Annotated in this window: 10 protein-coding genes and 1 tRNA gene; 5 read left to right on the top strand and 6 right to left on the bottom strand. The window is 39.6% G+C overall.

What is annotated here, in order from left to right; genetic code table 11:
• Positions 1–31 precede the first annotated feature (31 nt).
• From NY014_RS15100 to NY014_RS15080, 5 genes are all read left to right on the top strand, one after another.
• Complete coding sequence (locus tag NY014_RS15100) at positions 32–991, top strand: PorP/SprF family type IX secretion system membrane protein (protein ID WP_259415377.1); 960 nt, start codon at positions 32–34, stop codon at positions 989–991.
• Between the two features lie 760 nt (positions 992–1,751).
• Entirely contained in the window at positions 1,752–2,225 is a 474-nt protein-coding gene (locus NY014_RS15095; protein WP_259415376.1) for a hypothetical protein, read from the top strand.
• A gap of 76 nt (positions 2,226–2,301) precedes the next feature.
• Positions 2,302–2,577 (top strand): helix-turn-helix domain-containing protein, encoded by a 276-nt coding sequence (locus tag NY014_RS15090; RefSeq protein WP_259415375.1) that lies wholly within the window; start codon positions 2,302–2,304, stop codon positions 2,575–2,577.
• Between the two features lie 677 nt (positions 2,578–3,254).
• On the top strand, positions 3,255–3,977 hold the full coding sequence (locus NY014_RS15085; RefSeq protein WP_259415374.1) for a hypothetical protein: 723 nt from the start codon (positions 3,255–3,257) through the stop codon (positions 3,975–3,977).
• Between the two features lie 324 nt (positions 3,978–4,301).
• Complete coding sequence (locus NY014_RS15080; protein WP_259415373.1) at positions 4,302–4,694, top strand: hypothetical protein; 393 nt, start codon at positions 4,302–4,304, stop codon at positions 4,692–4,694.
• A gap of 164 nt (positions 4,695–4,858) precedes the next feature.
• On the opposite strand, the gene NY014_RS15075 is transcribed toward NY014_RS15080, so the two are convergent.
• The 6 genes from NY014_RS15075 to NY014_RS15050 form a co-directional block, all read right to left on the bottom strand.
• Positions 4,859–4,946: transfer RNA gene (locus NY014_RS15075), tRNA-Ser, on the bottom strand.
• A gap of 93 nt (positions 4,947–5,039) precedes the next feature.
• Positions 5,040–6,107, bottom strand: coding sequence for an asparaginase (locus NY014_RS15070; protein ID WP_259415372.1), 1,068 nt, complete (start codon positions 6,105–6,107; stop codon positions 5,040–5,042).
• Complete coding sequence (locus tag NY014_RS15065; protein WP_259415371.1) at positions 6,097–6,879, bottom strand: TatD family hydrolase; 783 nt, start codon at positions 6,877–6,879, stop codon at positions 6,097–6,099. Before NY014_RS15065 ends, NY014_RS15070 begins: the two co-directional genes overlap by 11 nt.
• Positions 6,876–7,976, bottom strand: a complete 1,101-nt coding sequence (locus NY014_RS15060) for a glycosyltransferase (RefSeq protein WP_259415370.1) — start codon at positions 7,974–7,976, stop codon at positions 6,876–6,878. Before NY014_RS15060 ends, NY014_RS15065 begins: the two co-directional genes overlap by 4 nt.
• Positions 7,977–8,606, bottom strand: coding sequence for a polysaccharide deacetylase family protein (locus NY014_RS15055; protein ID WP_259415369.1), 630 nt, complete (start codon positions 8,604–8,606; stop codon positions 7,977–7,979).
• A complete protein-coding gene (locus NY014_RS15050; protein ID WP_259415368.1) occupies positions 8,590–9,816 on the bottom strand; it encodes a PP2C family protein-serine/threonine phosphatase in 1,227 nt (408 codons plus the stop codon). Before NY014_RS15050 ends, NY014_RS15055 begins: the two co-directional genes overlap by 17 nt.
• Between the last annotated feature and the right edge of the window lies 1 nt (position 9,817).

The raw sequence follows: 9,817 nt of genomic DNA, 5'->3' as shown, positions 1-9,817 counted from the left end.
GTATTATTTTATAATTTTTAGTTGAAAAAAGATGAGATTTAGAAAGTTCCTACTCGTGGCATTGGTTGGCATCCTCGCTGCCCTGAATGGCTATAGCCAGTCCCGAAAATATATCAGCCAGTTTTCGCATTTTCAGAGCTATTTCAATCCGGGACTGACTGGTTATGAGGGAAGTACCCTGAGGGGTTTTGTTCGAAACCAGTGGTCCGGGATAGAAGGGGCACCGAAAACCTATTTTTTCAGTGCGGAAATGGATTTTGGCCAGTTGTCAGGCGAGCAGGATCCTGATCTGATGGGAAAAAATGCTGCATCCGTTAATTTATTGCATGACAGTTATGGTGCATTTCGTGAGACCGAGTTGATTGTTGCCTATGCATCCAGAATACGGATCAGTGAAAAACATAACCTGAGACTGGGTGCGGGATTTAGCTACCAGCAGATCAGGCTGGATGGGAATTCCCTAACTACCGAAGAGCAGAATGACCCTACCCTGGGCCAGTATTTCGGACAGTTCTCCGATATGCAGATTTTGGATTTTAATATTGGCATGGCCCTTACTCACCGTAAATACTATGTGAGTTATGGTATGCACCGGGTAAATGGAGGCAGAATAAAATCAGGGGATGAATTTATGGATGGGTATCCTGCCAGTAAAATGCTTCAGGCGGGATTCCGGGAGCGCTTGAGTCCCAACCTTGCGGTTATTACCAACGCATTCTTCCGCTCGCAGAAGAATCTGCCGGACCAGTTTGATGTCAACCTGAAGGTTCTTCTGATGGACCGGGTATGGGTTGGAGGTGGACACCGGTTTGATTATGCGAGCAACTTCCAGTTCGGAATATTGACGGACCGGCTTCGGATCGGCTATATTTTTGAATTTCCCGTGGCCAATTCCTACCAAATCCCCGGAAGGATTCATGAGTTCACTGCCGTATTCAACCTGTTCGGTAAGGATGAGCGGGACCCGAGCAATGACATCAGTATTTGGTAGTTCTATGTTCTAAAGTCCCGAATATCCTCTATATCTCTTTCTGAAGAATGGTTGGAAAATAGACAAGAAAGGCAGTATCAATTTAGATTCCTAGATTATTGTAAATCCAAGATCAGGATAAATTCTTGGCAATGGTATCCCCTTTTTTACAAACAAAATAATTTTGTATAATTAATTTTTACGGTGTAAGAAGAGTTAATATTGAAAGAATAACAAAGGCTAGTATATAATGAACTGGACTCACTTTTCAAGGCAGCTTTTTAGAATAGAACGATCCATCAAAACTTGACAAAACTTCATTTTGCGCTTTAGTAAAAGTTAGCCTAGTAACAATAGCAAGATTTATACTAAGACTTATCAAAACTTAACCTTGAACTTCACAAAACTCTACATTTAAAACAAGGGAAATTATTAAACCAAAAAAGACTGTCTATCATTTTTGGGTAACTTTTATCAAAACAGAGAAAGAATGGATGAAAGAACAACCTTGGATCAATGGGATCCATTCAACTTCAAAATTGAAGGAGTATTTGGTTTCAAAAGACACATTTTAAATCTTATCAAGGAAAAACGATTTGAAACAGCAAAACAGCGAATCGAATTAATTCGCCATAAATACCTCGATGCAAAAGAATTTGGAAAGATTAGCGGAAATTCATCAAGATTCCACCATTTCAAAGCTTATTGGGCTGAGGAAGCAGAACTAACGAGACAAAACAAGGCTTTTCCAGATGGTTCGACAGATAAGGTGATTTTTGAGTTGAATCAACTTGCTAAATCAATTGAATCCACTAAAGAAAAGAAATCAAATTCAAACCAAAGGTCAACCGAAGAGAAAATCGAAACAAACAAGGCAATTGAAGAATTAAATGAAACCGAAAAAAAAATTAAAACTGAAACCGAAAGCCCTAAGGTAAAGTATAAAGACGGAGTTACTATTGACAGGTTAGCTCTTTATTTATACTTCACCAACGATAAAGTTTATAACCATAATTTTGATGAAGTTGCCAGGGATTATGGATACAAAAACGGAGAGAAATTGAAAAAAACTTTTTCCGTTTTCACAAATGCAATTAGACGATTTGGAAAATGCATTGAATTGGAATCAAATACTAAAAAATTAAACAGAATTGAAGAATACAATTGGGCGATTGAAAGGCTTCCGGAGGACAAAAAACAAAAGGCAACTGATGAAATGAAAATACTTGAATCAAGGCTTACTATGGAAGAATAATTTTTTGAAACCGGTTCGAACCGGTTCTATATATAAAAAGTGAATAACATTTCTGCAACACTAAACAATTGCAGAAATGAGGATAAAAAACCCTTTCGAAATCCTTGATGAAAGACTTGCCAACATTGAAGGATTACTAATTGAGCTCAAACACCCTGAGACTTCAAAGACAGAAACCCCAACGAAAACCATTCTCGACACAGATGAGCTTGGTGCTAAGCTTGGTGTAACACGGCCCACAATATCAAGGTGGAGAAAAGAAAACAGAATCCCATTCATTCAGGTAGGATCTGTGATTCGGTATGATCTAGAAAAAGTTCTAGAAGCATTGGAAAACAAAAAGCGGAGGTAAAGATGAAAAGGAATCACCAAACCTCCGCAAATGTGTCTTTAGACAGTAGGATGCTTGAAGATACAAAAATTTTCCAGCCCTGCCATTTTAGAGTGGTTGATGGAAAGTCCTGGTATAAGCAGAAATTAGAACATTCTGATTCAGCTCCAGATGACTCACGTATTCCTCGAAAAATTCTAATTGAGAAATTCACAAGGGGCCAAATCTTGGGTGAGTTATTGACATTTAAAAATTCACAGGGATGCCTTAAGTTCCTGTCTTCCCTAGACAAGACACTTTTCTCAGATTGGTATTACGGCAGGCTTAGGACCTACCAAAAGGATGAAAAAGACCTCCACCTTGTATTGGTAAGTTTCTCGCCTGATAGGTCTTCATTCAACCTTTATCTGCTTGAAGGCTTTTACCCTGAATGCAAAGACCGAGTCAAGGTCATCAATAAACTAATTCAAGAAATTCTAATAGCTGGAAAGGCCTCTGAATTTGTTTTAAGAAGCATATTAAATGATGCATGTAAATCGGGATCTAAAAACTATCCAAATAAAAAATCCTGATGATTTCATTTTATTTATTCAATGTATGCAAGGATAGAATATCTTCTATCCTTGCTAATACCTGCATTTCAAGTCACATAAGGAATGTCACTAGATTTTGGACCAAGGACAAGGAGGGTCTCAGATATGGAGATTAGAAATAAATTCCTGAATTTTCCAATTCAACTTCTCCAAGGATTTCTAAATCAACCTAAAAGATGCCTTAGGAATATAATTGACTATGCTGTTTACCAGATGGTTTATTCGGAAGATGCCATTTTTGAGAACATTGATGATTTTATGGAAAGCTGGGAGGTTAAAATCCCAACGATCCGAATTCAAGAAATCAAATCCAATGGCAAATACCTATTTGAGAGAATTTCCGAAATGACCAGTAGCCCATGGACAGGTATTCATATATCAACCTACTTTAGTTTAAAGGAAGAAGAGGATGAATTTAGATTTGTATGTTTTCTTGCCTTTACCGCTTTTAAATCAATAATCCAGAAAAGGTCTTGGGCTAAGGTGAGTAATGATCTTCTTTTAGCAAGAATGGCTGGATATCCCAGTCAAGAATCAAATGGCATAAAGAACCCCATACCTGAAAAGATTCAATATTGGATGAAACCAAAAAGCTCAAGAAGAAAAAAAATATTCGAATACTTGGAGAAGTATAACCGTTTCGTTTACCTCCCAAAATCAAGGGGAATTACCTTTTCATTAACCTTGTCTTTTGAAAACCTTGCTTACAGAGTAGAAGAAAAGAAAGCTCTCAAGGATATTAAAGCAAGACTCCGGGTGAAAGAAAAGGAAAGAATCTTGCAAAAGGTAAAAGGCCACTTCGATCAACTTCGAAAGAACCCACCCTAGAACAAACGATAAACATGTTCATGAATCTAAGTACGAACCTATAAATAGTACTTATTAAATAATACCCTACAATTAAATCTTTCTAATAGAACCCTTCTAAATAAATACTTTGTAAGAAAGCGGAAAAAAAATTCCGCATGTGTGTGTGAAAGTATCAATTAAACTTTTCTAGAATATTAAAAGCCATGAAACAAGGTTTATTAGAAAAACCCCCAGTTTATGGTATTGATTAAATTAATTAGGTTAAATAGTTTAGATCTAAAAATTAAAATTTTTCTACCATTTGAGTTTAGCTCTACCAAATGAGGTTAAAATAGAAAACCAATGTACGATCGAGAAAAAATGAAATATCACACCTCCGAAGAAGGGTTCAATCCAGGGTATATTGTCGGTACTTTTAAAAGGTTGCTGGAGGAATTAAAAGAAATCACTAGCATGATTTATACAAGCAAGGCTATGAGAATGAGCAAGGAACGCTATCAGAATTCACAAGATTATCTCAAGGCCTATGAAAAAACCATGCTTGCTTATTCCGATATAGAGCCAATTGGGAGACTGACTACAGACCAACAGCGAAAAATATTAGTAATGATCGATGATGTTCTGAAAGGGAAAAGAGAGTGTGTCCAATTTCAACTTAACAGGTCCTGTAACGGACTTAAGGAAGTCTTTTCAAATACGGAGTTTTTTTTCGACAATGAAACATCAGACAAATAGAAGGGCCTTAACTCACAAAATAAGCTCTGTACTGGTATACCATAATAAAGTAAATCATGGAAGATTTTCTTGATAAGCTTCAATAATCCACACCCCAAATCACACCCCTACGAAAAATAAAAAACCTAACCATCATTAAATCAAATAGTTAGGTTTTTATTATGCAGAGAGGAAGGGATTCGAACCCTCGATACCCTTTAGGGGTATACACACTTTCCAGGCGTGCTCCTTCAACCACTCGGACACCTCTCTGTATGGTCTGTTGATTCATTTGCTGAATCGGAGTGCAAAGAAAAAAATTATTCTTTCCCTTTCCAAATTTCGTGAGAAAATCGCACCCCTTTTCTAGGTAGTCATCTCCCCAGCCAAAGGAATCGTTAAACGCTTTCGGATTTCTTCTCTATCGGTGTATTGCCCCAGTAAAAACATCAACTTCGTGATAGCCGCTTCGGTCGTCATATCAGCCCCACTAACCACTCCCACATTCAGCAATTCCCGGGAAGTCTCATATCTTCCTTGAATCACCCGGCCACCGTTACACTGGGATACATTTAGAATGATCAAACCCTTTTTGATGGCGCGCTCCAAGGATCGCATAAACCAGGCTTCACTGGGACTATTTCCTGAACCATAGGTTTCAAGTACCACTCCTCGCAAACCTGGCGTTGCAAAACAGGCGTCCATAATCTGATCTGTGATTCCGGGAAAAAGCTTAAGAATCATCACCCGATTATCGAGCTCATTCATCAATTGGAGTTTGCGATTCGGTTCATAAGGCCGAATGGCTGCCGTATGATAATCGATCACAATCCCGGATTCAGCTAAAGGAGGATAATTTTCCGATTCAAAGGCATCAAAATGTACACTCTGCACTTTTTTCGAACGGTTGCCCCTCAGTAGCATGTGATTGAAGAAAATACAAACTTCCGGAACGAGAGGTTTATCGTCGATTTTGGCAGTGGCGATTTCCAAGCTCGTCATCAAATTTTCCCGCGCATCTGAGCGTAAAGCCGAGATGGGAAGTTGCGCTCCTGTAAAAATCACAGGTTTATTCAATCCATGAAGCATGTAGCTGAGCATGGAAGCTGAATAGGCCATAGTATCCGTACCATGCAACACGACAAATCCATCGTAGCTGTCATAATTTTCATGGATGATATAAGCCATATCCTTCCAGTGCAACATGGACACATTGGACGAATCAATCGGTGAAGGAAAAGAAATCACCGTTATAGCCACATTCAGATTGGAAAGAATGGGGATTTTTTCCAAAATCTGGCCAAAATTAAAGGGGACTAAGGAACCGCTTTCATCATAAGCCATCCCCAAAGTACCTCCCGTGTAAATAATCAGAACAGAGGAGGTCTTACTCGTTTTTGCCTGTGTATTGAGTCGGACTATTTTATAATTCATAGTCAAATTCCTTAAATAATGCGAGTGCGTTTTCCTTCGTTATTTGAGCAACTTCGGCTGCATTGGTCTCCATCAAATCTCCTACCCGCTCTGCAATATAAGGCAAATAAGCAGGTGTGTTTCGTTTCCCACGAAAAGGAACCGGCGCTAAGTATGGGGCATCAGTCTCCAGGACCAAATTTTCAAGTTTCAGATGAGGAAGTACCTGATCCAAGCCTCCATTTTTATAAGTAACCACTCCTCCAATTCCTAAGAGAAAGCCTAATTCAATAATCTGCTGAGCCTGATCGAGATTTCCCGTAAAGCAATGGAAAATTCCTTTTAAGTTCCCGTCCTGCATTTCCCGAATAATGGCTATAGTCTCATCCATGGACTCCCGACAATGTAGGACGATGGGTAAATTCAGGGATTTTGCCCAAGTAATTTGCTCACGAAGTGCCTGTTTTTGCTCTTCGAAAAAGGTTTTATCCCAATACAAATCCAATCCTATTTCACCTACTGCTGCAAAAGGTCGCTTCCAAAGCCAATCTTTCATTACTTCCAATTGCGCTTCGAAATCTTCTTTGACATCACAAGGATGTAGACCCATCATAGGAATACAAAAACCCGGATAGGATTTTTCCATTTCCAGCATTTCGTCGATGGACTCCACATCGATATTAGGCATGTAGATTCGTTCTACCCCTGCTTCTCGAATCTCCTGCATTACCGCATCCTTATCGGACTCGAACTTGCGTGAATAAATATGAGCGTGTGTATCGATTAAATTCATGAGTAGCTTCTTGATTTCCACTTGGTAGCGGAAGGCCAAAAGTAATAAAGAATCGTCAGCAGGGTAACAGGTAATAAGTAAAAATCAAAGAGAAGGGTAGTAGAAAATGACGGTGATTTACCAGCTTTTCTGGCAAACATGAGGAGAAAAAATGCCTGAAGAGTTGATTTTGAAAACCAAATTCCTAACCCCATGGGAAGGTTGAGGAAAAGTAAGTAGACGATAGCTGGAAAGTAAAAAAACTGCAAAGCCAATAATGCTTTCATGTAAATCGGTAAGGTCATGACTCCATACATCCACCGCTTTCGTTGAATCAGTAAATCCCTCCAAGAGCATTCTGCTTTGGTTTTGGTCAAAGCTTCTGGACATACCTGATTTTGAATTAAAAAACCCTTCCGAAGTACAGCTTTAGAAATCTCCAAGTCCTCAGTCAAGCTGAAAGTTAAATTTTCGAATCCTCCACTAGCTTTATAGGCCTCTCGGGAAATACACATATTATTTCCTAATCCTGTGGTGGGGACCTTCCAATCCGTGGCCACTTTAACCAAGCTAAGGGTCAGCCACCAATCCAATTCCTGGAATTTCCCTAAAAGATTACCCCCTTTCACTTGCGTTACTCCGATTACCATTCCAGTTTTTTCAGAGAAGGCGCCTAACAAAGCCTCAATCCAACTTGGTGGGACTTCGCAATCTGCGTCCGTAAAAAAGAGATACTCCCCTTGGCTTTTCTTTTCAATCAATGCTATGGCTTGGGCTTTTGGATTTTTTGTAGGATCAAATTCCTCAACTCTATAAACCATCGCATTAGGCTGCTTTTGGCACCATTCATTCAAAATCGAAAAGGTAGCATCCTCACTTTGATCATCAGCAAATAAAAACTCGATTTTATCCGAAGGATAATTCAAATTCTCAAAGGATTCCAAAAGCTTGGGAAGAAAGAATTCTTCATTTCGAGCAGCCACCAAAACTGAAACGAGGGGAAGGGAATCTGACTTTTTTTTACAGGGAAATGATTTCCAAACGAATAGAATATGACAGATACCTAATACAAACTGCACCAGGATAAATGAAATGATAAAGTATATGATCAGTTCCATTTATAAGACCCCTGTTTGCAGTCCTCTCTCTTTTAATTGATCCAAAAAGTCAGGCAACACCTTCGGTAGCACTTCCCGGGTCTTTTCCTGATCATGAAAAACGACTATAGATCCCGGCACCAGTTTTTTCAAACTAGCCTGTAGAATCTTCTTTGGACTGAGCTTTGGATCGTAATCACCAGTCAAAATATCCCACATGACTATTTGCTTTTCTTGAGCGAGGGCCTTCGCTTGGCTTGGTTTCATCCAACCATAAGGAGGTCGGAAAAGTGATGTTTCAAACCCTAAAACCTCCTGAAAAATCTGATCACATTTTTGCACATCTTCCAAATACGTTTCCTTAGAATACCGTAATCCATGCAGGTGGTGAAAGGTGTGATTTCCGATAGAATGGCCTGCTTTCAGAACTTCCCGAGCAAGATTAGAGTGTTTTCGAACATTGTCCCCAACCATAAAAAAAGTCGCTTTCTGCCCTCTTTTCTCCAATTGATCAAGGACATAGTCTGTCACTCCCGGAACTGGTCCATCATCAAAAGTCAAAAAAATAGATTGATCGTCCGTCTTTTTCTGCCAGATTCGATGTGGGAATATTAGCTGTACCCAGCTCGGTGTTTTATGAGCGGGAACCATAAAAGAAACGAAGGCTAAACAAGGTCAAATCATCCCGAAGCGGTTCTTCGCCTCTGAACTCTTTTAGTTTTTTCAGAAATTCATCATGGAAAGTTCGCGGATCCACACAAATATGACCGGAAACAAAATCCTGAAAACGCACTTCTCCGAATTCCTCATCTGCTGAATCCATCACTTCAGTCAGGCCATCCGTGTACAGATGAATGGTAAAATCCCCAGTCAATTGACGGCTACCTAATTCCAAAAAAGGCAACTCATCAAATGCCCCCAGTATGGTCGTCCCAGCTTCCAACAACTCGGTTTTCATTTTGTCTTCCCGACAAAGAATGGGTGGATTATGGCCGGCATTGACGAAATCAAGCTTTCCGTTTCGGAAATCGAATTTCCCAAGGAAAAAAGTGATAAAACGCTCCCCTTTTGTATTCTCAAACAAGGTATAATTCAATTGCCGAACTACAGTTTCCAAGGAGGCATTGCTTCGGAGAAGTGTGCGAAGAGCTGCCTGAAAATTGGACATAAGCATAGCAGCTGCCATGCCCTTTCCAGAGACATCTGCCACACAGAAATAAACCACATCATCCCCATGCTGAATCAGATCGTAATAATCTCCCCCAACCATGCTATGTGGAATGTAAGTGACCTTGGCCTGTAACTCCCCATCATGTGGCAATTCACTTGGCAAAAGCATCTGCTGAACCTGGGAGGCAATTTCAATTTCCCGGTTGAGCACTTCCTGCTGAAGTTGCTTTCTGGCAAATCGCTTATTTTCCAATGCCACTACCAAAATATTGGTTAGGGCTTGTGTGAAATCCAGATCAATTTCAGCCTCTTGATTTTTTCGCTTAAAAAATAGAATCGCCAGCATCTTGTCCTTGTGATAAACCGGCAAATAAGTCTCCAATTCATCAAAGGAAAAGCCTTCAGACAAATGAAGTTCCAAGCGATGTCTATCCTTATGTTCCTTAATCTGATCAAAGGAAATCAGACTTGGAACCGACCCCTTGATTCCATGAGAAATTTTCTTTTCGAATCCCTTATCTGATCGCACATACAAGAGTAAGGAGCGGATATTCAAATGCACCAAACAGGTAAATTTGAAAATATCCGCTAAGACATTCTCAGGCTGATTTTCGTTGATTGCCTGAGTAATCTCCAGCAGAGATTTCAACTCCAGTTCTTTGCGCTGATATTTTTGGTTTTCAGGTGACAAA

The organism is Algoriphagus limi (genome assembly GCF_024919275.1).
Classification (GTDB): domain Bacteria; phylum Bacteroidota; class Bacteroidia; order Cytophagales; family Cyclobacteriaceae; genus Algoriphagus; species Algoriphagus limi.
Note: the sequence above shows the minus strand (reverse complement) of the source record. Positions and strands in the feature narration are given on the sequence as shown.

Coding starts and splice junctions, on each gene's coding strand:
- NY014_RS15085 (WP_259415374.1), top strand. CDS start 3,255: ATGGAGATTAGAAATAAATTCCTGAATTTTCCAATTCAACTTCTCCAA.
- NY014_RS15070 (WP_259415372.1), bottom strand. CDS start 6,107: ATGAATTATAAAATAGTCCGACTCAATACACAGGCAAAAACGAGTAAG.
- NY014_RS15080 (WP_259415373.1), top strand. CDS start 4,302: ATGTACGATCGAGAAAAAATGAAATATCACACCTCCGAAGAAGGGTTC.
- NY014_RS15065 (WP_259415371.1), bottom strand. CDS start 6,879: ATGAATTTAATCGATACACACGCTCATATTTATTCACGCAAGTTCGAG.
- NY014_RS15055 (WP_259415369.1), bottom strand. CDS start 8,606: ATGGTTCCCGCTCATAAAACACCGAGCTGGGTACAGCTAATATTCCCA.
- NY014_RS15100 (WP_259415377.1), top strand. CDS start 32: ATGAGATTTAGAAAGTTCCTACTCGTGGCATTGGTTGGCATCCTCGCT.
- NY014_RS15090 (WP_259415375.1), top strand. CDS start 2,302: ATGAGGATAAAAAACCCTTTCGAAATCCTTGATGAAAGACTTGCCAAC.
- NY014_RS15060 (WP_259415370.1), bottom strand. CDS start 7,976: ATGGAACTGATCATATACTTTATCATTTCATTTATCCTGGTGCAGTTT.